The organism is Tardiphaga sp. 768_D3_N2_1 (assembly GCF_052076105.1).
Classification (GTDB): Bacteria; Pseudomonadota; Alphaproteobacteria; order Rhizobiales; family Xanthobacteraceae; genus Tardiphaga.
This window is the reverse complement of the sequence record NZ_CP197245.1, coordinates 5590643-5616626: the sequence shown is the minus strand read 5'-3', so window position 1 is coordinate 5616626 and position 25984 is coordinate 5590643. Positions and strand designations below refer to the sequence as shown.

The following is a 25984-nucleotide window of genomic DNA, read 5'->3' as shown; positions in this document are numbered from 1 at the left end:
CCTTGTGACGACTAATGCTGGTTGACCAGTTCGGGCTTCGACATCGGGTTCTTCAGATCCAGCGTCAGAAAATGCCGGACCACTGGGGCGGCAGGCCCGATGTGATATTGCGTCATCTCGCGCTGCACATCGGCATCAGCCTTCGAGACACGGTCATGCTGCCGCAGATGTTCCGCCCATGATTCCACCAGGAACCACTCCACGATCTTCTCCGGATCGGCGGCATCTTCGGTGATACCCCAGCCATAGGCACCATCGCGGCGGCGCGCTTCGGAGAGGCGCTTGAGCCCGGTGAAGAATGGCGCGCGGTTTTGACGCGCGATTCGGTACTCAATCAGGATCAGGACGGGACCGCGGTCATGTTCGACCTCATCCGACGTCAGCGGCTCCGGCCAGTAATTGGATGGCGTGAGATCGGCTTCGCCGGTTGGTAGCTTGACCCGGTGCATGATGAAGGCGGCGATGGCGAGACCGCAGGCGCTAACCAGTAACGTCGCCGGCAGGCTCAGCGCTTGGGCCACCGCGCCCCAGCCGAGGCTTCCGGCGGCCATGGCACCGTTGAATATCATCAGATAGACCGCGAGGCCCCGGCCGCGCACCCAGTTCGGCAACACCGCCTGCGCAACACCGCTAAATGTCGTCAGCGCCGTGATCCACGCAGAGCCGAGCAGCAGCAGAGCCGGAAGCGCAACCCATCGTGGTGGCGCGAAGGACAATACGGCCATCACACACGCCGACAACAGCGCGGCGATCAGCAACAGCGCATCGGAGTCGAGCTTCGCGCGGAGCCGCGGCAGCACCAGCGCGCCACCGATTGCACCCGCGCCGACCGCACCAAGCAGCACGCCGTAGAAGCTGGCATCGCCGCCGAGCAAGTTACGCGCCACCAGCGGCAGCAGCGCCCAGATCGAGCTGGAGAACGCAAAGAAGATCGCCGCTCGCAGCAGCACGACATGCAGCTCGCGGCTGGAGCGCGTGTAGCGCAAGCCCGCCCGGAATGCGCCGAAGAACTTCTCCGACAGCACGTCGTTCTCGGCCTTGGCGCGCGGCCACCACAGCAACGCTGCGATGACGAACATATAGCTGATGACATCGGCACTATAGGTGACGGCTGCACCGAATGTGGCCAGCAGGATACCGCCGGCCGCAGGACCGATCGAGCGCGAGACGTTGATGCCCAGCGAATTCAGCGCGACCGCACTCTTGATATCCTGCCGCGGCACGAGCTCCGGCACGATCGCCTGCCACGTCGGCCCGACCAGTGCCGCTCCGACGCCGCCAATGAAGGTCAGGCCGATCAGCAGATTGACCGTCAGCAGCCCGTAATAGGACAGCATCATCAGCGTCGCGCTCACCAAGGCGAGTAGCACCTGCACCGCTATCAGGAATTTGCGACGATCGAGAATATCAGACAGCACCCCAGCGGGGATCGCGAACAAAAAAATGGGCAACGTGCCCGCGGCCTGGATCATCGTGACCGCTGCGGGCGCTGCCGACAGGTCGGTAACGAGCCAGGAACTCGCCACATCGCGCATGAAGCTGCCGGTATTGCCCATCACCGTCGCGGCCCAGATCACCGCGAATACGGATTGACGGAATGGCGCGAAGGCACTGATTGCCTTGGCAGTGTCGGCAGTGCCGCTCATGATTTTGCCTTGTTGAGGTCATGCCATGCGACGAGCAAGAAGCCGCCGCACAGGCCGATATGTTCGAAAAACGAATTGGCGCTCATAAAGCGCTCTGGCGGGGCCAGCTCCCAGAATCGATTCGCCAGAAACGTCGCCATCAGCGTAAAGCCTGCCAGCGAAAGTGCGCCGAGCCACCGCAGAACGCCACCGAGAATCAACAACGAGGCAACCAGTTCGAGCCCGATCGTCGCTAGCGCGAAGGGCGCTGCCGGCTGCAGTCCGAAATGGTTCATCTCGGCAATCGCCCCCGGAAGATCGAACGCCTTCACCAGCCCACCTTGTAGATAGGCCGCGCACAGGCAGAGCAAACCCAGCCAATGCACAAAGGGCGCACCGATCACGCGACGTGCGAGATTCGTGATCATACCGCCCAGCACGCGCAGCCGAGCGCGCCCCAGAAGCTCTTGAGATCGGCGATTGGCAGCTTGCTGGACCACGCCGTGGCATGATCATGGCCGTGAACGCCGCATGAATTGGTGCAGCCGCAGCTCATCGCCATCTTCTGCGCGACGACCTGTCCATTCGCATCGGGCGCAGCCCATGCGCCATAGCCACCGAAGGTGCTAACAGGCGACCAGTCCGGCATCGCCGGCGGCGGCGCATTCTCGTCAAAGCGGGCGAAATCGCCGACACCATAGACGACCTTGCCGCCAACGATGGTGAGAACTGAGCTGATATCAGCGATCTCGTTCTCCGAGCACGAGAAGAAATCACGATCCGGCACAACAACGTCCGCCAGCTGCCCGACCTGGATGCGGCCCTTCTTGCCTTCCTCATTCGAGAACCAGGTGACGTTCTCGGTCCACATGCGCAACGCCGTTTCGCGGTCGAGGCAGTTGCGCTGCGGATAGAGCTGCATGCCGCCGACGGTGCGACCGGTGACCAGCCAGGACAGCGACACCCAGGGATTATAGGACGCGACCCGCGTCGCATCGGTGCCGGCGGAAACCTTGACGCCCTTGGCGAGCATTTTCGATACCGGCGGTGTGGCTTCCGCCGCGCCATGGCCATAGCGTTCGACGAAATATTCGCCCTGATAGGCCATGCGATGCTGGACGGCGATGCCCCCGCCGAGCGCCGCAATACGATCGATCGACTGATCGGAGATCGTTTCGGCGTGATCGAAGAACCAGTTCAGCCCTTCCAGCGGCATTTCCTGATTGACGCGTTCGAACACATCCAGCGCGCGACTGATGGTCTCATCATAGGTCGCATGCATGCGCCATGGCCATTTGTTCTGCACGAGAACGCGGACCACTTCCTCCAGTTCGCCTTCCATTTCCGGCTCCATGTCCGGCCGCGGCTGGCGGAAATCCTCGAAATCGGCCGCGGAGAACACCAACATCTCGCCAGCGCCGTTATGGCGGAAGTAGTCGTCGCCCTGCTTGTATTTTGACGTCTTGGTCCAGTTCAGGAAATCGTCCTTCTCGCCCTTTGGCTTCTGGGTGAAGAGGTTATAGGCGAGACGAATGGTCAATTGGTTCTCGTCATGCAGTTTCTGGATGACGGCATAGTCTTCCGGATAGTTCTGGAAACCACCGCCGGCATCGATGGCGCCGGTGACGCCGAGGCGATTGAGTTCGCGCATGAAATGGCGGGTCGAGTTGACCTGATAATCGAAGGGCAGTTTCGGTCCCTTGGCCAGCGTCGCATAGAGAATGCCGGCATTGGGCTTGGCCAGCAGCAACCCGTTCGGATTGCCGTTGGCATCTCTGATGATCTCACCGCCCGGCGGGTTCGGCGTATCCTTGGTGTAGCCGACAGCACGGAGCGCGGCACCGTTGAGCAATGCGCGGTCATAGAGATGCAGCAGGAATACCGGCGTATCAGGCGCGACGGCATTGAGCTCGTCGATGGTCGGCAGCCGCTTCTCGACAAACTGATGCTCGGTGAAGCCACCGACCACGCGCACCCATTGCGGCGGCGGCGTGATGGCGACCTGGCGCTTCAGCATGCTCATGGCATCGGAGAGCGAGCGCACGCCGTCCCAGCGCAGCTCCATGTTGAAGTTCAGACCACCACGAATGATGTGCAGGTGATTGTCGATCAGGCCAGGCAGCACGCGCTTGCCCTTGAGATCGACGAGCTTCGTCTTCGGTCCCGCCAGCGGCAGGATTTCCGCGTCGTGGCCGACATGGGTAAAGTGGCCATCCTTGATGGCCACAGCGCTGGCGACCGGGTTGGAGCGATCGAGCGTCGTGAACAGGCCACGATGGAGAATGAGATCGGGGGTCTGTGACTCGGCCATAGGGAGCTCCTTCGGAGGTAGTAAATTGAACGGTCGACGTGGTCGTGAGACGCGTACCGGCGACTAGCCGCCAGCGGGCGGCTGCGGCGCCTTCTCGGCCACAACACGCGTAGCGGAGCGCTGGCCCTTCGGCAGATGGCCGAACATGTGTGGCTTCACCTGTTCGAGCCAGGACTGCACCACCGGCTCCTTCTGCCAGATGCTGCGCACCAGCGGCGGCAATTGCTCGCCGACGAGAATGCCGAGCAGGCCAACCAGCGCCACCACCGGTGGCGCCGGAGAGCGCACATTGATCAGACTGTAGATGACACCCACCAGCAGGCCTGCGCCCAGCGAGATCATATGCGCTTTCATGTCGTTGTCCTCGGTTGTGTGACGTGACGGCTTACTTGGCCGGACCGCCTTCGGAAGCGTGTTCACCAAGTGCCCACTTCGAGAAGCGGATCTGGATGCCGTAAGGCGAATGCGCCTTCTGGATGTCCATCATGCCCTCATAGGTCTCGCTGCGCGCCCAATCCTGCTGCAGTTCATAAGCATATTGCGACGATGTGATCGGCACCGCACCGGCCTGGATCGCGCGCTGCACCGCGCGCTCATGGGCTTCAGGCGAGAGATCGCCGCAGGCATCGGTGGGGATGTAGATCTCATAGCCTTCGCGGAGCATGTCCAGCGTCGGGAAGATTACGCAGGCTTCGGTCCAGAGACCGGCGATCACAAACTTCTTGCGGCCCGTTGCAGCGACAGCCTTGCGGAAGTTCGGATCGAGCCACGAATTCATCGAGGTGCGATCGATGATCTCCTGTCCTGGAAACAACGACACCACCTCGGGGATGAACGGGCCGGAAAACGACTCTGCCGCGACGGTGGTGAGAACGGTCGGAATCTTGAAGAGCTTCGCAGCTTTTGCAAGAATCTGGACGTTGTTCAATGTGACAAGACGATCGTGCGACTGGACGCCCTGGAACATCGCGGGCTGAAAATCGATCAACGCGATAGCGCTGTTCTGCGGCGTCAACATTTCCTGAAATGACATTCGAATTCTCCATGAAAGGGTTGTGACGGCTTCGCTTGTGTCCGCACGATGGCGGCTCTTCTGCTGATCCGTACGTCGATACCAACCATCGTTGATCAGGGGATCACGGACCATGAAGCCACCACGCTGGATAGCCCGAGAAGAAAACACGGTCTTGTCTGGAAGTCATCGGCATTGAACGATCGGCTACGACGCGGCGTTGCAGACGCTTGTCCACGGCCTGACTTGCGTCTCTCTGCCCTGCTTCGGAAGCTATCGCACGTCGCATCACAACAGACGGTGATGGGTCTTGGATGCGTCGCCTGAACCAGAAGACTCGAAAGAAATCGAGAAGCCTTCTGGTCCAAAGAATTTCCCACCCCCGCCGACGTGATCACGGGTGAACTTACGGAGCGCGGCGAGTGGATCGTCGCGAACATCCAGCCCAATGGGCACGGCCGGGCGCTGAAGATTGCGAACTGCTGGTTCGTGGCGTGCAGAACACTGTTGAGAGGACGATCAACATCCCGGAGATCAACTGCGAACTTTTCGACAAGTCGCCCTACGACCCCTTGAAGAACTCGCCCCCTGAAATGGGGCAGGACGGCTCGAAGCTGTTCATCGTGTTCGCTCGACCGATGACACCGTCCTCTTCCGCCTGCGTCTGGACTTCGCAAAAGAGTGGCTTCTGTTCTCAGCGCTCACTGATGTGAGCATCACAGACACCTGTGAGCGTCACAGACACCGGGAGCGCAGCCTCAGCGGGACGAGTGCGCGAGGTGCGGAGGGTCGAGCAAGAGCTGTTCGAGTACGGACGATCGCGGAATATCGATGCCGATACGGGCAAGCTGATCAGTTGGAAGAGCGCCTACATTCCCTCAACCTGTTTCAGAACCCGGGCGGCTGCGAACAGGAGCTTGCATCGTGGAACCGACTCGCTGCGCAGCAGCAGGACTTCAAAGACCGGTACACAGTCAGCCTGAGCGGCTCAGCCAAGGCTGCCCCATAGTCATCGGTCCCAAGGCATACCCAGTTGATTTTGGGGCACGCTACGGGACACCCTAGTTCGGGTTCACCTAAACCGCTGATAGTAAATGATATTTTTGATCAAGACATAATGGCGGAGAGGGGGGGATTCGAACCCCCGATGGGCTTGCACCCATGCCGCATTTCGAGTGCGGTACAATCAACCACTCTGCCACCTCTCCAAGGCGCCAAGACCCGCGGTCGCCCGTGGGTGGTTGCGCGGTGTTCTAGGCGAGGATGGCGGGCCAGACAAGACGGGCAGAGCGGAAAATCCGCACCCGATCGCCCACAGGGCCGCAAAAGCTGGCTCGGGCTGGCGCGTGGACCAGAAAGCCCACCTTTTGGTTGGAGATTCCCAGCAGCGCCGGGCGCTATGGTCGTCCCTGCGCCACGACGAGCCGTACGACGTCGGAATGTTTCGACAGCAGGAGCCGGCACTCGGCCATTGGCTGAGGCGGCACCGGGACCATCCGGCCTCGTCTCGCAGTCAGCCACAAGATTGAAGGACTGAAGGTCATCACACCGAATCGCTGTGGCCAGCCCGGCAACTGTCCGGCTCAATCCTTGTCTTTCTTCGCTTTCTTGTCGTCCTTCTCTTTCTTGCGATTCGTGAAGCGAGCATTGCCCAACCCTGTTCCGATCGTGAGCACGCCCCACCGTTCGAAGTCCTGCATGAAGGGGACTTCACTGAGACCCTGGACGACGCCGTCATTGTGCATGAGCACCGCAGTATCGTGATCCCCGATTGTGGGAATGCCTTCGGCGAGCAGCGCCGGCAGGTTGAACTTGCTGCTTTCCCAATTGCCCGGAAGATTCTGCGCGCCTTTCTCGATGGTGCCGTCTTCGTTGATCACGCCGGGGCATGAGATGCCGATGAACGGCGCCAGCTTGAAGCCTTCTTTCTCGGCGGAGCTGATCAGATCTTTCAGCATCTTCACCAGGCGCTTTACCGCGCCTTCGCGCGTCGGCTCATCGTCGGCATGTTTCCATAGATCGGATTTCCACACCGCAGCCTTGGAAAGATCCTTCGATTTCCTCCACCCGGTTTCGACCACGCCGCAACGGATGTTGGAGCCGCCGATATCGACCGCAAGAATGCTGTCGTAACCTTCGAATATCCACGACGGCGCCAGATGCAGGCAGCCGATCAGACCAGCTTCATCGGGATGAAATCGGATCGGCACCAGATCGACCTTTAGACCGTCGGCCTTGAGGACGATATCGGCACGCGCAATCGCAAGCTCGCCGACGCGACTTTGCCGGAAACCGCCGCCAACCACGATACATTCGGTATCGGCCCAGGATTTGGTCTTGAAAAAGCGCCGGACGACGTAAGCCAGTTCCTGGGCAAACTCTTCTATCGCGCCGTGCACCAGCGCTGCCGCAGGTAAATCGTCGCCGAGCAGAATCTCATCGAGGCTGGATTTGCTGATCTTGTTGGCGGCTTTCTCGCCGAGCGGATCCTCGCCGTTTTTCTTCAGCGGCTTGCGTAGATCGTCCAGAATTTTTTGAAATGCGCCCTTGCTGGCCCGATCGCCGAGAAAGCCGTCATCGTCCTTCAACTCGATGTTGAACGTGTCCACGTCAACGGATGGCAGCCGCTTGGCACCGTGATTGCCGATGCCCACGGTCGTCATTGTGTCTTCAGCCATATTGCCCCTGCCAGACTAGAACCGCACGATAATGCCCGGGGAGGCGGTTTGTTTCATCGCCTCGCCGCACGATCGTACCGCGCCTCCCTTTGCGTCGATCCTGCGAGCCCGGTTTCAGCGATGCCGGTAGAACATCCTTAACTAACCAAGCAGTGCAGCAAACCCAAGCCACTATCTTTCTGCGATCAACCTAACGGTAAATTTATCAGCTCAGGTAATTATCTCCGCATTCATACGGGTGCGTATTCATGCTGAAGTCATTCCTCGGGCTATCGTTCCTCAAGCTAACTGATCGTTTTCGCTGCGACCAACGCGGCAATGTCGCGATCATATTCGCGATCACATGCATACCTCTTATTTCCATGGTCGGTGCCGCGATCGACTATACGCGAGCGCTACAGATCAGATCCCAACTGCAAGCTGCCCTTGATACCGCCAGTGTCGGCTCCATCGTACAGAAGTCAGCTGCATTCATTACCGCAGGTTCGATGACATCGGACGGCCCTGTCCCCGGGGGCGACGTCGATGCAATCAATATTTTCAAGGGCAACACATCAGGCAGGACCGGTTTCACGCTGACCAGCACGACAGCGACGGTCAATCGCGCCAACGGCGTCGTGACGGCAACCATGCAATTCTCGGCGGATGTACCGACCAGTCTCACATCCGTCATGGGCTTTTCCAAGATGACCGTCACCGGCACTTCTGTCGCGACGGCGACGATGCCGAATTATATCGATTTCTATCTGCTGCTCGACAATTCGCCATCCATGGGCGTTGGCGCGACACCGACCGACGTGGCTACGATGGTCAAGAACACGTCGGACAGCTGCGCCTTTGCCTGTCACGACCTCAACAACAGCAATAACTACTACAAGCTCGCCAAGACACTTGGCGTAACTACGCGCATCGACGTGCTGCGTACGGCCACCCAAAAACTGATGGATACTGCAGCCAGTACACAAACCTATTCCAACCAGTTTCGCATGGCGATCTACGACTTCGGCGCCGCTGCCTCGACTGCCGGTCTGAGAGCCCTGTTCACATTGTCATCCAGCCTCTCGAGTGCGAAGACGGCGGCCGGAAACATCGACTTGATGACGGTGAACGGCCAGAACGACAACAACGATCAGGACACTGGCTACAGCGCTATATTCCCGGCAATTAACACTGCCATCAGCGCCCCTGGAGCCGGTACAGCCGGTGCACCACTCAAATATCTCTTCTTCGTATCCGATGGCGTGGCTGATGAATACAATCCAAGCAACTGCCTGAAGCCGACAACTAATGGACGATGCCAGTCACCGATCAATCCGGCGCTTTGCACCACGCTGAAGAATCGCGGCATCAAGATTGCCGTACTCTATACGACCTATCTCGCACTCCCGACCAATGCCTGGTACAATACATGGATCGCACCATTCAACGCTGGTCCTTACGGACCCTCGCCCAACAGCCAGATCGCAAGCAACATGCAGAGCTGTGCTTCGCCGGGCTTCTATTTTGAGGTCAGCCCGACCCAGGGCATCTCGGAAGCGATGACCGCGCTGTTTCAGCGTGCCGTCGCCGATGCGCGTGTGAGCCGCTAACCGGCGCAACCACCGGGCAAGTCGGCGAGCTCTGCGACACCGACTGTGCGGTCCATCTTCAAGATCGTGTACGACACCGCGCCGCGGCGAATGCTCATTCGCCCGCGCTCTCCTTCAGGCTTTCCAGCAGCAATTGCGCAGGCCGACTGAGGCCCTTGTCGCGCACGGCAACGACGAACTGCCGCTTCGCCCAGTCGTTACTGAGCGGACTGACTTTCAGCCCCAGCGTTTGCTGGATCGTCGAGGCCTCTTCCTGCGGAACGATGGCGACGGCCAGTTGCGCCGCGACGATGCGATAGGCGGCGTCCACCGTGGAGACCTGGATGCGATAGCGCATCTGCTTGCCGGCCGCCGCGGCGACACTGCGCTGCATCGTCTGCATGATGCTGCGCGCGACGATGTCGACATGCTCATAGTCGATCGTATCCTCGAACGACACTGACTTGCGTCTCGCGAGCGGGTGATCGGGATGCACGACCACGGCGAGATGATCGCGGTGATAGGGAAATGTCCTGAGACCGCGAAGGTCGACGGCATCCCAGCACACACCTATATCAGCGCGCCCTTCCTCGACGCCGCGCACGACTTCCCAGATCTCGCGTTCTTCCAGACTGACACGCACGTCGCGATAGCGCTTGGCAAACAGGCTGATATCTTCCGGCAGCACCTGCGCCACCGCCGACTTCGAGGCGAACACCCGCACATGTCCTTGCACGCCATCGGCAAAGGCGCCGAGTTCGGCCTGCATCCGGTCGAGCAATTGCAGCGACTCCCGCGCATAACGGCACAGCGCTTCGCCGGCCGCCGTCACGCTCACGCCACGCCGGCCGCGCTCGAGCAGCTGCACGCCGGCTTCGTCTTCCATCTGGCTGATGCGCTTGCTGATCGCCGACGGCACGATGGCCTCGCGCTTCGCGGCATTGGCGATGTTGCGCTCCTCGCAGACAGCGATGAACAGGCGGAGCGACACGGGATCGAAGCTTTGCATAGGACATCCGTGAACAGACACCCAGCCATCTTACTTCGGAACTCCTTAGATGAAAAATGACCATTTCAGAGATGGCTGAGGAGAGCGTATACCTCTCCGCAAGCCCATCTCATCCAGCCCGCAGGAGCGCCTCATGCGCATTGTCGATATCCGGGAGCGCACTGCTCCAATCGCCTCCCCCATCGCTAACGCCTTCATCGATTTCAGCAAAATGACGCTGAGCCTGGTCGCCGTGGTCACTGACGTGATCCGCGACGGCAAACCCGTGATCGGCTACGGCTTCAACTCCAATGGCCGCTATGGCCAGGGTGGCCTGATCCGCGAGCGTTTCGCGCCGCGCATCCTGGAAGCCAAGCCCGATAGCCTGATCGACGCCGCCGGCGACAATATCGATCCGCACAAGGTGTGGGCGACCATGTTCACCAATGAGAAGCCCGGCGGTCATGGCGAGCGCTCGGTGGCGATCGGCACCATCGACATGGCGGTGTGGGACGCGGTCGCCAAGATCGCCGGCAAGCCACTGTTTCGTTTGCTAGCCGAGCGCTACGGCACCACGGCCGACCCGAAGGTGTTCGTCTATGCCGCCGGCGGCTACTACTATCCCGGCAAGGGCCTTGAGGGCCTCGCCACCGAGATGAACGGCTATCTCGAGCGCGGCTACAATGTCGTGAAGATGAAGATCGGCGGTGCGCCGCTCGCCGACGACTGCAAGCGCATCGAACACGTGCTGAAACTGCTTCCAGCAGGGGCTAAACTCGCAGTCGACGCCAATGGCCGCTTCGACCTCGAGACCGCCGTCGCTTATGCCAAGGCGCTGCGCAACTACGACCTGTTCTGGTACGAGGAAGCCGGCGATCCCTTGGACTATGAACTGCAGGAAAAACTCGCCGAACATTATCCCGGCCCGATGGCCACCGGCGAGAACCTGTTCTCCATGCAGGACGCGCGCAACCTGATTCGCTACGGCGGCATGCGCAAGGACCGCGACTGGCTGCAATTCGACTGCGCGCTGTCTTACGGTCTGGTCGAATATCTCCGCACGCTCGACATGCTGAAGAGTTACGGCTGGTCATGGCGCCGCTGTATCCCGCATGGCGGCCACCAGATGTCGCTGAACATCGCGGCTGGCTTGGGCCTCGGCGGCAACGAGTCGTATCCGGAGCTGTTCCAGCCCTATGGCGGGTTCCCGGACGGCGTGAAGGTTGAGAACGGGCACATTGTGATGCCGGAACTCCCGGGCATCGGCTTCGAGGGCAAGTCGGACCTGATCAAGGAAATGCGCAGCCTGGCGTCCTGAGAGGCCGCTAAGCCATTGGCAGATAGATAGAACTCCGTCATGGCCGCGCTTGTCCCGGCCATCCACGTCTTGGCTTGCGAACGAAAAAGGCGTGGATGCCCGGGACAAGCGCGGGCATATCGAGAGCGTATCGGTCAAAGGGGCGCGAGGACCGATACCCGCGGGGGGCACGCCAAGACTCTGTTTTTGGCTCACTTTTCGCCCGTCTTTCCTTGACTCTCCGCCTTCACCCTCTATAAAGCACGCTTCGGCGCAAGCTTTGCTTGGCGCCGATTGTTTTTGCGTGGGGTCGCAACGTCGACCAGAAAACGCAGAAATTCGCGACTTCCTAGGAGTCGCGGTGAACCCTTATCGACTGAACAAGAAGCCGTCCCGGATCTGATCCGAGGACGGGATCGAACACGAAGGAATAGAACGATGTTCGCAGTCATCAAAACCGGCGGCCGGCAATACCGCGTCGTTCCGGATGATGTGCTCGAGATTGGCAAGATCGCCGGCGATGTCGGAACGATCGTGCAGCTTGGTGAAGTTCTCGTGCTGGGCGGTGATACGCCTGTGCTCGGCCTGCCCCTGGTGGCTGGTGCGTCGGTTGCGGCCGAAGTGCTCGACCACAAGCGCGGCCCCAAGGTCATCTCTTTCAAGAAGCGCCGCCGCAAGAATTCGAAGCGCAAGCGTGGCTACCGTGACGAGATCACGCTGATCCGCGTCACCGAGATCCTGGCAGACGGCAAGGCGCCGACCATCGGACCTCGCCCGAAGCGTGAGAAGCCGGTCGTGACCGCTCCGGTCGACGGCGATGAAGCTCCTGCCAAGAAGCCAGCCGCCAAGAAGGCTGCTGCTCCGAAGGCAACCGCCGAGAAGAAGCCCGCAGCCAAGAAGCCGGCCGCGAAGAAAAAGCCCGCAGCGGAATAAGTCGCTGCGAAAAGTTGAGAATCTGTGAGACAATTCCTTCAAGGAATTGATCTAGAACTTATCGAGATCGGAGACGGGCTATGGCTCATAAAAAAGCAGGCGGTTCATCGCGCAACGGCCGCGATTCAGCTGGCAAGCGCCTCGGCGTGAAGGCGTTCGGCGGCGAACGCGTGATTCCCGGTAACATCATTGCGCGTCAGCGCGGCACCACCTGGCACCCCGGCCTTAATGTCGGCATGGGCACAGACCATACCCTGTTCGCCAAGGTCGAAGGCCGCGTGGAGTTTCGCGCCAAATCGAACGGCCGCACCTTCGTATCGGTCCTTCCGATTACTGAAGCCGCGGCCGAATAAACGGTGGACACATTGGAGTCCGCCGGGTCCTGTTGAACCGGCGGAGCGCCAGAATTGGGCTCCAGAGGGGAGGCGGGAAACCGGCCTCCCCTTTTCGTTTGGTGCGTCGCTTCGGGGCGCACACAGGAGCCCGAGATGCTGCAGGATATTCCGACCCCGACGCTGAGAGAAACCAGAGGCTGCGTCCTCGAGACCGAACGGCTGGCCTTGCGCAAGCCGACCCTCGCGGACGTAAAAGCCATCGCGCATCTCGCCAATGATCGCCGCATCGCCGAGATGACGCGTCGCCTGCCGTTTCCCTATCAGCAGGATCACGCGGTCGAATTCGTCAACTCGCTGAGCGAAACCGCAAGCGACAGCGTGTTCCTGATCGAACTCGATCGTCGCCCCATCGGCATGGTCGGGATCGACTGGCGCGAAATCGAATCGCCGGAGCTCGGCTACTGGCTCGGCGTCGACCACTGGGGCCAGGGTTTTGCGACCGAGGCCGCACGTGCCGCGATCGACTACGCTTTCGACGAATTCGATATCGATCACCTGATCTCGGGTGCGCGCGTCGCCAATCCGTCGTCGCGCAACATCCTGGAGAAGTGCGGCTTCCAGTGGAGCGGCGTTCAACTGCATCGCTTCGAGGCCATCGGATCCTCGACTCCCGTCGACTGCTTCCGCCTCACCCGCGGCGTGTGGTCGTCGCTGAAGAACTGGGGAACGTCGACGCGGCGGTAGTGTCTTCCCCTCTCCCCCGGAGCAGCGAAGCTGCGACAGGTGGGAGAGGGTGGATCGAATGCGCGAAGCGCGTTCGAGACGGGAGAGGGGGTGCTTCGCTTACGAAGAAAAGGGCCCTCTCCCGCCTTCGCTACGCTCAGGCACCCTCTCCCACGGCGCGCGGCTTTGCCGCGCTGGGGGAGAGGGGAAAAAAGCTAAACCGCCGGCGGCACCTCATCCGCGATCTTTCCGAGCTGCTGCTCGCGCAGGAAGATATAGAGCCCTGCTGCGATGATGACCGCGGCGCCGATCAGCGTGGCCCACGACGGCACTTCGCCGAATACGAGATAGCCGAAGATCACCGCCCAGATGATCATCGAATACTGATACGGCACCACCGTGCTGGCCGGCGCCAGCTTCAGCGAGCGGTTGACGCAGAGCAGCGCGCAGACCGAGACAACGCCCGCGAGAAAGAACAGGCAGAGATCGCGCAGATCGGGCGTCACCCAGCCGAACGCCGTGAATACAGCACCGAAAGTAAACGTCCCGATGAACTGTGTCGTCGCGAGTACGACGTCCGGCGCGGAACGCAGCGAGCGGGTGATCAGCATCAGCGTGGCAAAGGACAGGCTACCGCCGAGCGCGATCAGCGCCGGCCATGTCACCGTCTGCGCTGAAGGCTGCAGCGCGATCAGCACGCCGCAGAAGCCGACGAAGATCGCGGTCCAGCGTCGCCAGCCGACGGCTTCGCGCAGAAAGATCGCAGAGCCCGCGGTGACGAAGATGGGACAGGCGAGATAATAGGTGATGACATCCGCCAGCGGCAGATAGGCCGCCGCCCAGAAGAACGCGGCGACTTCCAGCGTCGACAGCACCACGCGAATGAGCTGAAGACCCGGCCGGTCGAGCCGCAGGAAATCCGCACGATGCCGCCAGATCGACGGCGCCAGCAGCACCAGCGCCGCGCAGGCACGTAGCAACATCAATTGCCCGACTGAGTAGGTGCCGACCAGGAACTTGCCGATCGCATCGCCGCAGGAGAACATGCAGATGCCCACGAGCATCAGACCGATACCGGCCAGCCTGGCGGCACGATTGTCGGCCGCAGTCGAAATGGTCGCAAACATGCCTATATGAGCCTTTACGTAAGCTTCTAGGTGCGGCTTGGTTAACGGCGAGACGAGTCGTTTAGGACGTCACCTGATGCGCAGCAAGGCCCCAAAATAAGGGCTTTTCACGATGCGCCGGCGATGAAGTGGTTGCCGCGCCCCCCCCCCTGCGATACGGATACGCCATGAAATTCCTCGATGAAGCCAAGGTTTACATTCGCTCCGGCGACGGCGGAAACGGCTGCGTGGCCTTCCGCCGCGAGAAGTATATCGAATTCGGTGGTCCCTCCGGCGGCAATGGCGGCCGCGGTGGCGATGTTGTCGTCGAGGTCGTCGACGGCCTCAATACGCTGATCGACTATCGCTACCAGCAACACTTCAAGGCGCCGAAGGGCGTCAACGGCATGGGCAAGGATCGCCACGGCGCCAATGGCGCATCGATCACGCTGAAAGTGCCCGTCGGCACGCAGATCATCGACGAGGATCGTGAGACGCTGATCCATGACTTCACCAAGCTCGGCGAGAAATTCGTGCTGGCCGAAGGCGGCAATGGCGGCTTCGGCAACGCGCATTTCAAATCGTCGACCAACCGCGCGCCGCGCAATGCCAATCCCGGCCAGCCCGGCGAGGAGCGCTGGATCTGGCTGCGGCTCAAACTGATCGCCGATGCCGGTCTCGTCGGACTGCCCAATGCCGGCAAATCGACGTTTCTTTCCAAGGTCAGCGCCGCCCGGCCGAAGATCGCCGACTATCCGTTCACCACACTGCACCCGCAGCTCGGCGTCGTGAATGTCGACGCCCGCGAATTCGTGCTGGCAGATATTCCCGGCCTGATCGAAGGCGCACATGAAGGCGCCGGCCTCGGTGACAGGTTTCTGGGCCATGTCGAGCGCTGCCGCGTGCTGCTGCATCTGATCGATGCGACCTGCGAACATGCGGGCAAGGCCTACAAGACCGTACGCAACGAACTCGAGGCCTATGAGGGCGATCTTGCCAACAAGATCGAGATTGTCGCACTCAACAAGATCGACGCTGTCGAGCCAGATGAATTGAAGAAGCAGAAGGATCGGCTGAAGCGCGCCGCGAAGCAGACGCCGTTGTTGATCTCCGCCGCATCGGGCGAAGGCGTCATCGATGCGTTGCGTGCGCTGGTTGAGGTGATCGGCGAAGCGCCAGTGTCGGACAAGGCCAAGAGCGCAGCGCAAGCTGCCCCATGGGCGCCGGCCTCGAACTGATCTGCGTCTCACGCCCGTCCAAGCATCACACGTCCTGCCAAAGCCCACATCATGTCGCGCCCCGAGCTGAAAAATTTCCGCCGTATCGTCGTCAAGGTCGGCTCGTCGCTGCTGATCGATTCCGCGGCTGGTGAAGTCAGGGCCAAATGGCTCGCGGCGCTGGCTGCCGATATCGCCAAGCTGCATGGCGATGGTCGCGACGTGCTCGTGGTCTCATCGGGCTCGATCGCGCTCGGCCGCAGCCGTCTCAAATTGCCGCGCGGCCCGTTGAAGCTCGAAGAGAGCCAGGCCGCCGCCGCCGTTGGACAGATCGCGCTCGCGCGTATCTGGTCGGAAGTGCTTGGCCATCACGGCATCGGCGCCGGACAGATTCTGGTGACGCTGCAGGACACCGAGGAGCGCCGCCGCTATCTCAATGCACGCTCGACCATCGGCAAGCTACTGGAATGGCGCGCGGTGCCTGTCATCAACGAGAACGACACGGTCGCGACCAACGAGATCCGCTATGGCGACAATGATCGCCTTGCCGCGCGCGTCGCCACCATGGCATCGGCGGATCTGCTCGTGCTGCTATCGGATATCGACGGGCTCTACACGGCGCCGCCCGGCGCCAATCCCGATGCGAAGCTGATTCCGATCGTCGACAGCGTCACCGCCGAGATCGAAGGCATGGCGGGCGCGGCCGAAAGCGAGTTGTCGCGCGGCGGCATGTACACCAAGATCGAGGCTGCGAAGATCGCGACCACAGCCGGCACGCATATGATCATCGCGTCCGGCAAGGTCGACCATCCGCTGCAGAAAATTGCCGATGGCGGCCTCTGCACCTGGTTCCTGACGCCTGCAAATCCCGTCACGGCACGCAAACGCTGGATTGCGGGATCGCTGGAACCGAAGGGCACGTTGACCATTGATGCAGGTGCTGTTGCTGCACTTCGTGCCGGCAAGAGTTTGCTGCCTGCCGGCGTCATCAAGGTGGAAGGTGACTTCGCGCGCGGCGATGCTGTTATCGTGCGCGGACCGGATACGCACGAAATTGGCCGCGGCCTTGTGGCCTATGATGCAGACAATGCCGAGAAGATCAAAGGCCGCTCATCTCCGGACGTGATGATCATTCTCGGTATCAGCGGCCGTGCCGAAATGATCCATCGCGACGATCTCGTAATCTCGGGATCACGAAGTTAAGCAGCGACACTTCGCGTGAATGGCGTAACGCGCAATCCGTGAATCCGGTGCCGGACGTTTGCCGCCATCATTGCGCCATTCCCGCGTACTTCGTTGCGCGGCATACAGTCAGATAACCAATTTTTGGGAGGCCATTTCATGACTCGACTTTTGATGATCCCGTTCCTGCTGCTCGCTTCCTCGGCCTATGCGCAGGGCAACAACACACCGGCCAATCAGTCGGCCTGCTCGCGCGACGTGTCGCGCTTCTGCCGCGCCAAGATGAATGATGGCGACATGGTCGTGCTCAGCTGCCTCAAGGAAAACCGTTCGAAGCTCAGCAAGGCCTGCGCGAAAGTTCTCGCCGAGAATAATCAGTAGCGCCAATAGCGCCTTCTTGCGAAGTGGGCGCCGGTTCGCGTCGAGAAAATGCGTCAAAACAGGAAGCTCTAACCGCTGCTGCCGGCCGGCGTCGCGGCAGGAAGCACCTCGGTCGATGCGCGATCGGGCGTATCGTCTTTCCAGCGCACCGAACCGAACGGCCGCTCCAGCATGCGGCGCACGCGGACCGGATCCGGCCCGCGATGGAACGCCACTGCGCGCTGATACAATGCGCGCTCGGACTGCGTCGCGCGGTTGCGCTGGCGCAGGAAGTCGAGCCAGGTCGGGCAGTGATAACGCTCGGTCCATAGTTCGGGATCAGCGATATCGCGCGCGATTGACCAGCCATAGGCGCCGTTGCGTTGGCGGGAAAGCTGCACGTCCTGCATCACACCGTGGAACGCCCGCGCACTCTCCTGATCCACGCGATATTCGATCTCCACCACCAGCGGGCCGCTACGCGCCGTCAACTGGAGCTGCACTTCGGGATCGGCCAGCGTTTCGGCATCCTCGTCACGCACGCCGGTCGGCGGCATCCGCAGAAACAAGCCGAACAGTGGCGACAGAAACATTGACGCGCCGGACACAAGAAGCGCGGCCTCGACGCCGACCATGTCGGTGAGATGACCCCACCCCCAACTGCCTATGGCAATGCCGCCGGCAATCGCCGCCTGGAATGCCGCAAGCGAACGTCCGGCAACCCAGCGCGGTGCGGAGAGCTGCACGCCGATGTTGAACAGCGCGACCGCCAGCATCCAGACTGAGCCGGCCACCACCAGCGCCGCCGCGGTGATCACCGGCTCGCTGCTCACGGCAACGACGGCAATCGCGACACCCATAATCAGCGCGCAAGCGCGGATCGCGCCTTCGCCGCTGAGATGCTTGCGGACATGGCCGATATTCATCGCGCCGATCACCGCGCCCATGCCAAAGGCGCCGAGCATGATGCCATAGGTCTGCGCCCCGCCATGCAGAAGGTCGCGCGCGACCAGCGGCATCAGTGCCGACACCGAGCCACCGCAGATACCCGTGATCAGCGTGCGCGTCAGCACGATGCGGATCGACGGCGAATTGGCGATGTAGCGCACGCCGGACACGATGGCGCGGCTCATCCGCTCGCGCGGCAGCCTGGACACATCGACCTTGCGACGCCACAGGAACAACACCACCAGCAACGGGATGTACAGCACCGCATTGGCCGCAAAGGCTGCGACGGCACCGGCGGTAGCGACCACAATGCCGCCGATCGCCGGGCCGAAACTGCGCGCGATATTGTAGCTGATGCCGTTCAGAGCCACGGCGGATGGCAACACCTCCGGCGGCACCTGCTCGCCCACTGAGGATTGCCAGGCCGGCCCGAACAGCGCCATGCCGCTGCCGATGATGAAGCAGAAGGCCAGCAGGATGTTCGGCGTGATGTGGCCGGTCCAGTCCAGCATGGTCAGCATGGTGGCGCCGACCAGCGATAGCACCAGCGACACCAGCGACACGACACGGCGGTCATACATGTCGGCCACAGCGCCTGCGGGCATCGAGATCAACATAATCGGCAGCATCAAGGCGGTCTGCACCAGCGCCACCTTGTCCGCCGACGCAGTCATCTGGGTCATCGCCCAGGCAGCGCCCACGCTCTGGATCATCAGGCCCAGATTGGACAGCAGGCTGGCGAGCCAGATCCGCCGGAACACCGCAAACCGCAGCGGGGCGGCAATGCCATCGGAGGGAAGAACCACTGGTTTCGCTGCTTCGGCCATCATCGTCCCGTCGTCTGCTGCAGATCGCGACTGCAGGGCCATGCGGGACCTGATTCCCCGCGGGCATATCCAAGGTGATGCCTGCGAAACGCGTTGTCTGTCCAGTGCCTGCTCCGCTATCACGGAGGCAAGAGCCGGAGGTGCGCAGATAAGGGAGACCAGCCATGGCGCTGTCGCGACGAACCATTCTCACAGGCGCCACGATGTTGCCGCTGGCCGTCCATGCGCTCCGTTTCGAGGCGGTTGCACAGACAGCCCCCGGCACGACTGCGGGGTCCGACATCCCCCCGATCCTGTTCGTCCACGGCAATGGCGACCACGCGGCGCTCTGGATAACGCAGATCTGGCGCATGGAATCCAATGGCATTCCGCGCAACAGCCTGATGGCGCTCAATTTCACCGATCCGCTGGCGCGTTCGGACGATGCTGTGGCGCAGCAAGGCCGCTCCTCCACCGAGGACCAACGCCGCGAGCTCGGCGAGGCCATCGCGGAACTGAAAAAGCGCACGGGCGCTGCGAAAGTGGCGCTCGTCGCCAATTCCCGCGGCGGCAATGCGGTGCGCAATTACATCAAGAATGGCGGCGGCGCCGATGTCAGCCATGCCGTGCTGTGCGGCACGCCCAATCACGGCGTGTTCGACTGGGCCGACAGTCCCGGCAGCGAATTCAACGGCAGCGGGCCGTTCCTCAAAGGGCTCAATGGCACCGAAGGCCCCGAAGTGACAGAGGGTACTGCGTTCCTGACGCTGCGCAGCGATGGCATCGACAAATATGCGCAGCCCGATGGCCGCCTGCTCGGCAAGCCGGGCGTGGCCACCGGCGTCACCTCCGATGGTCCGGCGCTGCGCGGCGCCACCAATCTGGTCCTCGGCGCCATCGATCATCGCGAGACGGGCTTTCACCCTCGCGCCTTCCGCGAGATCTACAAATTCATCGCCGGCCGCGAACCCGCGCGCATCGATATCGCGCCGGAAAATGAGGTGAAAATCAGCGGTCTCGTCACCGGCATGCCTGGCGGCGTACCCACCAACCGGCCTGTCGCGGACGCCATGGTCGAGGTGTATCGCGTCGCGCCTGACACTGGCGAACGGATCGGGGCAGCACTCCATGCGGCCCGCACATCAGCCGATGGCCGCTGGGGTCCGGTTCAGGTCGACCCGGCCTGGCCTGTCGAGATCGTGCTGACCTTGGCCGGCGCACCGATTACACATTCCTATCGTTCGCCATTCCCCCGCTCGTCCGAGGTTGTGCATCTGCGCGCCGGCCGCGCGCTGGGACCTGCCGATACCAATGCCGGCGCCGTAGTGTCGATGTCGCGCGTCCGCGGCTATTTCGGATTGCCCCGCGATGTCGTGCTGCTCGACGGCAAGGAGCCAACCGACGTGAAAGCCGGCGTGCCCACGGATTCGCTCTCGACTATCCGCCTTCAAGCTACAGATATCGGACGTCCGGTGGCAGCGCTGTTCAATCAGGAACGGATCGTGACGCGCGCCTGGCCGGCGTCGGAAAACCGGATCACGGTGGCGGAATTCACCGAGTAGCCGACGAGACCGCCCGTCGCCTTCATGACGCCCGGATTTGCAACTGCTATAATGAGGCTACACCCAGCGCCACATTCCAGGTTGCGAGGTCCATCGTGAGCATTGCCGAAGTCTACGACTTTCCCGCTACACGACAGCCCTTGGTGCCGCCGAGCCCGCCACGTGCGCCCGAGAACATGGGTGCGCTGGGGCGTATGTCCGCAATGCGCCGCAGTGCCATCGAGACCTGGGGCCAGCGCGCCTATGAGGATGACATCATCAAGGGCCGCTTCTTCGGCCACGCCAGTTTCATCCTCAACGATCCCGATGCAATCCGCCATGTGCTGGTGGACAATTACGAGAACTATACCCGCACGCCGGCTGCGTTCCGTGTGCTGCGGCCAATGCTCGGCGAGGGCCTGCTGCTCGCCGAAGGTCGCACCTGGAAGCACCAGCGCCGCACACTGGCGCCGGCCTTCACACCGCGCGCGGTCAACCCGTTGGTGCCGCACATGATCTCGGCCATCGATGACACACTGGCCGACTTGCAGCGTGCTGAAGGCAAGCCGGTCAATCTGCGCGAGATCATGCAGCGGATGACGCTGGAGATCGCTGGCCGCACCATGTTCTCGTTCGGCATGGCCGAACATGGCGCGAAGCTGCGCGACTTCGTGATGGAATACGGCATGAATCTCGCCCGGCCGCATTTCCTCGATCTGCTGCTTCCGCTGGGCTGGCCAACGCCGCAGGATATCTCGCGCGCCTTCTTCCGCAGACGCTGGACAAAGTTCGTCGGCGAACTGATGGCCGCACGGCGCGCCGCCGGCAAGAACGACGACGCGCCGCGCGATCTGTTCGATCTGATGGTGACTGCGCGCGATCCGGAAACCGGCGCGTCCTTCACCGATGTGCAGCTCGGCGATCAGGTGGCAACGATGATCCTCGCTGGTCATGAGACCACGGCAACGGCGCTGTTCTGGGCACTGTATATGTTGACACTCGATCCGGCGACCCAGGAACAGGTTGCGGCCGAAGCCTGCACCGCCAGTGCGAGCGGTACGTTCGATATCGAACATCTGAAGTTCACCCGCGCGGTGATCGACGAAACCATGCGGCTCTATCCGCCCGCCTTCCTGATCGCGCGCGCCGCCGCAGGCCCTGATCATCTGGCTGGCCAGTCTGTCGCCAGCAAGGACGTGATCCTGATCGCGCCCTGGCTGCTTCATCGGCACGAGAAATTATGGCACGAGCCCAACGCCTTCATGCCGTCCCGCTTCATGCCCGGCGCGACGCCGCCGGACCGCTTCGCCTATCTGCCTTTCGGCGTCGGTGCCCGGGTCTGCATCGGCGCGCATTTCGCACTTGTCGAGGCCACATTGGCGCTGGCGAAAATCATCGGCGCGTTCCGCGTCGAGCTTCCGGATAAAGCACCTGTCATGCCGGTCGGCGTGGTGACGACACAACCGGATCGTTCGCCACTGTTCCGGATTGAGCGACGCTGACGTTATTTCAACACGTCCTTCCCTCACGTCTTCCCCGCCACCCCGCACGCTCATGGCATGCAAGGCGGAACGACAAGTTGAAGTGCTCCGGCAAAGGCCTTCTTGGATGCAGCGCCCATTTGGCCTAAACTCGAGCTATGAGTGATGTTCAGGCACAATTCGCGACATTGAACCAGACGATCGATCCCGCCGTGGCGGATGCGATTGCGCAGCTGATCCGCGATGGCGAGGACCACGAACTCAATCGTATCAATGTGCTGGATTTTGCGGCCCGCCGCGGCCTGAACGAAGAGCGCGTCATTTCCGGCTTCCTGCATGCCTCCCGCCTCGGCCTATTCGACCTGACCTGGAATGTGCTGTGCCCGGGCTGCAGCGGCGTCCTCGACGCCCACAGCACGCTGAAATCGCTGCGTCACGACGACTACCATTGCGGGCTCTGCGCCTGCGGCTATGAAGCGTCGGTTGACGAGCAGGTCGAGGTGGCGTTCACGGTTGCGCCGCGGGTCCGGCACATCGCTGCACACGACCCCAATACGCTGCCGCTCTGGGAATATTTCAAGCAGGTGTTCTGGAGCTCCGGCGTCGATCTCAACCAGGAATCGTTTGCGTCACTCACCGATGAGGTGACGCTGGACGCAATGGAGTTGCCGGCACATGAAAAAGCGGTGATGTCGCTGCACTTGCCAGCGGAGTTCGTCATCGTGTTCGAGCCGGTAACCCATGCCGCGCAGTTCATCGACGTGCAGGGCGAGCCGACCAAGGAACGACAGCATTTGTCGCTGATCTACAACCGGCAGCATACACCGACCGGCACCATCACACTGCAACCCGGACCGCTGCGGTTGTCCCTCGAAAACCAGACCGAGGTGCGCGTGCTGCCGTCGGTATTTGTCGCGGCCGAGGGCCTCCACCACCTGATCGGCAAGCGCAAGCCGTTCCTTACGGCCAAGCGGATACTCACCAACCAGACCTTTCGCGATGTCTACAAGGCCGACAACCTCAATATCGATCAGCGCCTGAAGATTACCTCGCTGACCTTCCTGTTCACTGACCTCAAGGGCTCGACCGCCCTGTACGAGCGCGTCGGCGATCTCGCAGCCTTCGATCTGGTGCGCGCGCATTTCCACGCGCTGCTGGAGATCATTGCGTCGGAAGCCGGTGCCGTCGTGAAGACCATCGGGGATGCCGTTATGGCGACCTTTACGCGGCCCGAACAGGCGCTGGCTGCGGGTCTGCGCATGCGCGCCGCGATGGAGCGACTGAACGAGGAACGCGGCACCAAAGACCTCGTGGTCAAAATCGGTATCCATGAGGGACCCTGCCTTGCTGTGATGCTGAACGAGCGGCAGGATTACTTTGGCCAGACCGTCAATATCGCTGCCAGGGTGCAGGGCCTGTCGACCTCGCAGGCGATCCACGTCACCAGCCCAGTGATATCGGCGCAGGCAGTGGAAGCCATCCTGCAGAAGGCTGAAATCACGCCAATCCAGAAGCATGCGGCCTTGCGCGGTATCGCCGACAAGGTCGTGGTCTATGAGATCCCGTGACAGAAGATCGGGTAAACGGCCGATCGTCTCAATTGTTACTTAACTGTCATCAGCGCTTCGGGAACCCGGCCGCATTGCACGCGTTCCATTTTCGCGTCACAAAGCACGAGCGCTTTCGCCACATGGCAGCCCGCTCGATCATCTGGTTCAAAGAATAATGCTGGAAAAACTGCGCCAATTCATTGCCGATGTGGTGTCTCCCGATGCGCACGAACATCAAGCATTCGACGATACCGGTTTCCGTCTTGCCGCCACGGCACTGATGCTTCACGTCATCTCGCTGGACGGCGCGCCCTCCGCGATCGAGAAAGCCAAGTTGCACAGCCTGATCGAGTCGCGTTTCGAGCTCGATCCCGGCACGGCTGACAGGCTCATCTCGGCTGCCACGCTCGTCGAAGGCGAGGCCGTCGACCTCTATCACTTTACGAGCGTCATCATGCGCGTGGTCGATGAGCCCGGTCGTGTCCGTCTGGTCGAGATGATGTGGCAGCTGGTCTATGCTGACGGCCGCGTCAGTGAGTTCGAGGAAAATGTGGTCTGGCGCGCAGCCGACCTGCTCGCCGTTTCATCACGTGACCGGATGGAGCTCAAGCGACGCGTGGCGGGCGGCACAGCCACAACGGACACGACTGTCTAGGCAGGCGCAGCCTGACCGGCAAATGACAGCACCACGACGCATAACCAAAGTTTAATGCGCGGTCCCCGATAATTCATGCCACTGCTACGCATTCGGGAACCGAAGGCCACGCGGTATTCCGGTGGTCATTCCGGCTTGCACATCACGGGTATCCCTATTACGCCTGTAGATGCATGCAAATCGTCCCCACGTATTTCAAGAGTACCTTATTGTGACTGAGCGCGTGACGTTGATAACCGGGGCCTCGGCCGGAATTGGCGCCGAACTCGCCCGCATCTTCGCTGCGAACAAGCATCGCGTCGCTCTGGTTGCGCGCCGTGCCGAGCGTCTGAATGCGCTGGCCGCTGAAATCACGGCAGCAGGCGGTGCTGCGCCCATTATCATTCCCTGCGATCTCGAACAGCGCGACGCCTGCGCCCAGATCGCCGCCGCACTCGCTGCCGCCGATGTCGAGGTCGAGTATGTGGTCAACAATGCCGGCTTCGGCATGTTCGGTCGCGCGATCGAGATGGACCGCGACAGGCAACTCGGCATCATCGAGGTCAATGTTCGCGCACTGACGGATCTCTCGCTGCGTTTTTCCGACAGCCTGATCCGCAACAAGGGCGGCATTCTCAATCTCAGCTCGATCGCGGGTTTTTTGCCGGGTCCCGGAATGGCCGTGTACTATGCCAGCAAGGCCTATGTGTTGTCCTTCACCGAAGCACTGCGCCAGGAGCTTGGCTCCAAGGGTGTGCGCGTGACTGCATTGTGCCCCGGGCCGGTGCCTTCGGAATTCCAGGCACGCGCCGGATTCACGCCGGGCCTCGATTCGGCGATCCTCAATGTCTCGGCGGCCGACGTCGCCCTGCTGGGCTATCAGGGCCTGATGGCCAACAAGCGCACGGTTTTCCCCGGCCTCGGCATCAAGATCGTGCCACTGCTGCTGCGGCTGTTTCCGCGCGGCTTCATCGCGGGGGCGGTGGCAAGGTTGCAGTTGAGACGGGTGTGAACCCGGTTCGCCCGGGCCCTGTGCGGGCTTCGGCGAGATATTCTTCGTTTAATTCGCTTTGTATGGTTGGGAGCGTCGCTGGCCGAGCCAGACCTTGCGAAGCAAGCGAAGGATGGTGGAGCCAGGCGGGATCGAACCGCCGACCTCGTCATTGCGAACGACGCGCTCTCCCAGCTGAGCTATGGCCCCGATACGAACCGGTCGCGCATGCGATCCGGTCAGCAATCGGCGCCATTTACAATCCCCGTTAACGGCAAGTCAAGAACGTCGCAAAAGCGCGGTTTTCCGGCACTTTTCGCCCGGAACTTCCCTTGTTTGAGGGGGGCTGAACCGATATTTAGCGGACAGTCGAATCCGCGACCTAACCCGCGAGCCATCCCCGCCATGCGCGCCGTTCTCGATATCGTGCTGATCATTCTCGATCTCTATGTCTGGCTGCTGATCGCCTCGGCGATCCTGTCCTGGCTGATCGCTTTCAACGTTGTCAACACCCGCAACCAGTTCGTCTCCGCGATCGCCGAATTCCTGTTCCGGATTACCGAGCCCGTGCTGGCGCCGATCCGCAGGATGCTGCCGAGCCTCGGTGGCCTCGATATCTCGCCGATCATCCTGATCCTGATCATCATGTTCCTGCAGCGGGTGATCACCTACTACATCTATCCCAGCGTCTTCTGATC

24 protein-coding genes and 2 tRNA genes are annotated in these 25984 nt (G+C 61.5%); 15 read left to right on the top strand and 11 right to left on the bottom strand.

Annotation, left to right across the window (positions count from 1 at the left end; genetic code table 11):
• Positions 1 to 11: 11 nt before the first annotated feature.
• The 5 genes from AB8A27_RS26450 to AB8A27_RS26430 all read right to left on the bottom strand — a co-directional run bounded on the left by AB8A27_RS26450 (position 12) and on the right by AB8A27_RS26430 (position 4969).
• Positions 12 to 1646: an MFS transporter gene (locus tag AB8A27_RS26450; RefSeq protein WP_441244433.1), complete on the bottom strand. Its 1635-nt coding sequence runs from the start codon at positions 1644 to 1646 to the stop codon at positions 12 to 14.
• Complete coding sequence (locus AB8A27_RS26445) at positions 1643 to 2053, bottom strand: DoxX family protein (protein ID WP_441245037.1); 411 nt, start codon at positions 2051 to 2053, stop codon at positions 1643 to 1645. Before AB8A27_RS26445 ends, AB8A27_RS26450 begins: the two co-directional genes overlap by 4 nt.
• Complete coding sequence (locus tag AB8A27_RS26440) at positions 2050 to 3936, bottom strand: amidohydrolase (RefSeq protein ID WP_441244432.1); 1887 nt, start codon at positions 3934 to 3936, stop codon at positions 2050 to 2052. The genes AB8A27_RS26445 and AB8A27_RS26440 overlap by 4 nt, the downstream gene beginning before the upstream one ends.
• A 63-nt stretch (positions 3937 to 3999) precedes the next feature.
• Positions 4000 to 4290 (bottom strand): XapX domain-containing protein, encoded by a 291-nt coding sequence (locus AB8A27_RS26435; RefSeq protein ID WP_092140538.1) that lies wholly within the window; start codon positions 4288 to 4290, stop codon positions 4000 to 4002.
• A gap of 31 nt (positions 4291 to 4321) precedes the next feature.
• A complete protein-coding gene (locus AB8A27_RS26430) occupies positions 4322 to 4969 on the bottom strand; it encodes a hydrolase (RefSeq protein WP_092140540.1) in 648 nt (215 codons plus the stop codon).
• A 401-nt stretch (positions 4970 to 5370) separates the two neighbouring features.
• On the opposite strand from AB8A27_RS26430, the gene AB8A27_RS26425 reads away from it, so the two are divergent.
• Complete coding sequence (locus tag AB8A27_RS26425; protein WP_441244431.1) at positions 5371 to 5661, top strand: hypothetical protein; 291 nt, start codon at positions 5371 to 5373, stop codon at positions 5659 to 5661.
• 405 nt (positions 5662 to 6066) lie between these two features.
• Here the strand turns inward: AB8A27_RS26425 and AB8A27_RS26420 are convergent.
• Positions 6067 to 6156, bottom strand: a tRNA-Ser gene (locus tag AB8A27_RS26420).
• A 375-nt stretch (positions 6157 to 6531) separates the two neighbouring features.
• Complete coding sequence (locus AB8A27_RS26415) at positions 6532 to 7626, bottom strand: ROK family protein (protein ID WP_441244430.1); 1095 nt, start codon at positions 7624 to 7626, stop codon at positions 6532 to 6534.
• 248 nt (positions 7627 to 7874) lie between these two features.
• Between AB8A27_RS26415 and AB8A27_RS26410 the strand changes: the two genes are divergently transcribed.
• On the top strand, positions 7875 to 9215 hold the full coding sequence (locus AB8A27_RS26410) for a TadE/TadG family type IV pilus assembly protein (protein ID WP_441244429.1): 1341 nt from the start codon (positions 7875 to 7877) through the stop codon (positions 9213 to 9215).
• A gap of 94 nt (positions 9216 to 9309) precedes the next feature.
• On the opposite strand, the gene AB8A27_RS26405 is transcribed toward AB8A27_RS26410, so the two are convergent.
• Complete coding sequence (locus AB8A27_RS26405; protein WP_441244428.1) at positions 9310 to 10203, bottom strand: LysR family transcriptional regulator; 894 nt, start codon at positions 10201 to 10203, stop codon at positions 9310 to 9312.
• Positions 10204 to 10336: 133 nt separating this feature from the next.
• Here AB8A27_RS26405 and AB8A27_RS26400 point away from each other — a divergent pair, with 133 nt between their 5' ends.
• The 4 genes from AB8A27_RS26400 to AB8A27_RS26385 all read left to right on the top strand — a co-directional run bounded on the left by AB8A27_RS26400 (position 10337) and on the right by AB8A27_RS26385 (position 13491).
• The gene (locus tag AB8A27_RS26400) at positions 10337 to 11500 is read left to right on the top strand and encodes a mandelate racemase/muconate lactonizing enzyme family protein (protein WP_441244427.1); all 1164 of its coding nucleotides are present in this window, start codon (positions 10337 to 10339) and stop codon (positions 11498 to 11500) included.
• A gap of 417 nt (positions 11501 to 11917) precedes the next feature.
• Positions 11918 to 12412 carry a 50S ribosomal protein L21 gene (gene rplU / locus AB8A27_RS26395; protein ID WP_441244426.1) on the top strand — a complete coding sequence of 165 codons (495 nt, stop codon included), beginning with the start codon at positions 11918 to 11920 and terminating at the stop codon, positions 12410 to 12412.
• An 80-nt stretch (positions 12413 to 12492) separates the two neighbouring features.
• Positions 12493 to 12765, top strand: coding sequence for a 50S ribosomal protein L27 (rpmA, locus tag AB8A27_RS26390; protein ID WP_092140556.1), 273 nt, complete (start codon positions 12493 to 12495; stop codon positions 12763 to 12765).
• Positions 12766 to 12900: 135 nt separating this feature from the next.
• The gene (locus tag AB8A27_RS26385; RefSeq protein WP_441244425.1) at positions 12901 to 13491 is read left to right on the top strand and encodes a GNAT family N-acetyltransferase; all 591 of its coding nucleotides are present in this window, start codon (positions 12901 to 12903) and stop codon (positions 13489 to 13491) included.
• Positions 13492 to 13685: 194 nt separating this feature from the next.
• Here the strand turns inward: AB8A27_RS26385 and AB8A27_RS26380 are convergent, their stop codons facing one another.
• Complete coding sequence (locus tag AB8A27_RS26380; RefSeq protein ID WP_441245036.1) at positions 13686 to 14603, bottom strand: DMT family transporter; 918 nt, start codon at positions 14601 to 14603, stop codon at positions 13686 to 13688.
• A gap of 161 nt (positions 14604 to 14764) precedes the next feature.
• On the opposite strand from AB8A27_RS26380, the gene obgE reads away from it, so the two are divergent.
• The 3 genes from obgE (at position 14765) to AB8A27_RS26365 (ending at position 17356) form a co-directional block, all read left to right on the top strand.
• Entirely contained in the window at positions 14765 to 15814 is a 1050-nt protein-coding gene (gene obgE / locus AB8A27_RS26375; RefSeq protein WP_441244424.1) for a GTPase ObgE, read from the top strand.
• 51 nt (positions 15815 to 15865) lie between these two features.
• The gene (gene proB / locus AB8A27_RS26370) at positions 15866 to 16996 is read left to right on the top strand and encodes a glutamate 5-kinase (RefSeq protein ID WP_441244423.1); all 1131 of its coding nucleotides are present in this window, start codon (positions 15866 to 15868) and stop codon (positions 16994 to 16996) included.
• 138 nt (positions 16997 to 17134) lie between these two features.
• Complete coding sequence (locus AB8A27_RS26365; protein ID WP_441244422.1) at positions 17135 to 17356, top strand: cysteine rich repeat-containing protein; 222 nt, start codon at positions 17135 to 17137, stop codon at positions 17354 to 17356.
• A gap of 68 nt (positions 17357 to 17424) precedes the next feature.
• On the opposite strand, the gene AB8A27_RS26360 is transcribed toward AB8A27_RS26365, so the two are convergent.
• The gene (locus AB8A27_RS26360) at positions 17425 to 19110 is read right to left on the bottom strand and encodes an MFS transporter (protein WP_441245035.1); all 1686 of its coding nucleotides are present in this window, start codon (positions 19108 to 19110) and stop codon (positions 17425 to 17427) included.
• Between the two features lie 164 nt (positions 19111 to 19274).
• Between AB8A27_RS26360 and AB8A27_RS26355 the strand changes: the two genes are divergently transcribed.
• The 5 genes from AB8A27_RS26355 (at position 19275) to AB8A27_RS26335 (ending at position 25307) form a co-directional block, all read left to right on the top strand.
• A complete protein-coding gene (locus tag AB8A27_RS26355; protein WP_441244421.1) occupies positions 19275 to 20651 on the top strand; it encodes a hydrolase in 1377 nt (458 codons plus the stop codon).
• Between the two features lie 95 nt (positions 20652 to 20746).
• A complete protein-coding gene (locus AB8A27_RS26350; RefSeq protein WP_441244420.1) occupies positions 20747 to 22132 on the top strand; it encodes a cytochrome P450 in 1386 nt (461 codons plus the stop codon).
• A gap of 137 nt (positions 22133 to 22269) precedes the next feature.
• Entirely contained in the window at positions 22270 to 23679 is a 1410-nt protein-coding gene (locus AB8A27_RS26345) for an adenylate/guanylate cyclase domain-containing protein (RefSeq protein WP_441244419.1), read from the top strand.
• A 157-nt stretch (positions 23680 to 23836) separates the two neighbouring features.
• Positions 23837 to 24316, top strand: a complete 480-nt coding sequence (locus AB8A27_RS26340) for a TerB family tellurite resistance protein (RefSeq protein ID WP_441244418.1) — start codon at positions 23837 to 23839, stop codon at positions 24314 to 24316.
• A gap of 211 nt (positions 24317 to 24527) precedes the next feature.
• Complete coding sequence (locus tag AB8A27_RS26335; protein ID WP_441244417.1) at positions 24528 to 25307, top strand: SDR family NAD(P)-dependent oxidoreductase; 780 nt, start codon at positions 24528 to 24530, stop codon at positions 25305 to 25307.
• A gap of 113 nt (positions 25308 to 25420) precedes the next feature.
• On the opposite strand, the gene AB8A27_RS26330 is transcribed toward AB8A27_RS26335, so the two are convergent.
• Positions 25421 to 25496, bottom strand: a tRNA-Ala gene (locus AB8A27_RS26330).
• Positions 25497 to 25691: 195 nt separating this feature from the next.
• On the opposite strand from AB8A27_RS26330, the gene AB8A27_RS26325 reads away from it, so the two are divergent.
• On the top strand, positions 25692 to 25982 hold the full coding sequence (locus tag AB8A27_RS26325) for a YggT family protein (protein ID WP_068737841.1): 291 nt from the start codon (positions 25692 to 25694) through the stop codon (positions 25980 to 25982).
• The last annotated feature ends 2 nt before the right edge of the window (positions 25983 to 25984 follow it).